This is a genomic window from Salmonella sp. SAL4457, assembly GCF_046548235.1.
GTDB lineage: Bacteria > Pseudomonadota > Gammaproteobacteria > Enterobacterales > Enterobacteriaceae > Salmonella > Salmonella enterica.
Map to the genome: position 1 here is coordinate 1 of NZ_JBGDZO010000598.1, position 267 is coordinate 267.

The 267-nt window shown below is 66.7% G+C and carries 1 protein-coding gene; it reads left to right on the top strand.

Annotated elements, in window-relative coordinates:
- Positions 1-267 (top strand): 7TM-DISM domain-containing protein (locus ACLJNW_RS25600; RefSeq protein ID WP_410961424.1); only part of this gene is annotated, 267 nt, incomplete at both ends.

Genomic DNA, 267 nt, shown 5'->3' on the forward strand with positions numbered 1-267 from the left:
TGACAAGGACGTGCTCAATGCCGGCTATTCGCGCTCGGTGTTCTGGTTGCGCCTGGACCTGGACTACCGGCCGGTCGCCTCCAGCGATCCGCGCACCTGGCTGCTGGAGCTGGCCTATCCGCCGCTGGACAAGCTCGACCTCTACCTGCCCGATGGCCAGGGCGGCTACCGCCTCGCCCAGCGCACCGGCGACACATTGCCGTTCGCCAGTCGGCCGATCCGGCAGAACAACTACCTGTTCGAACTCGGCCTCGAGCCGAACAAGCC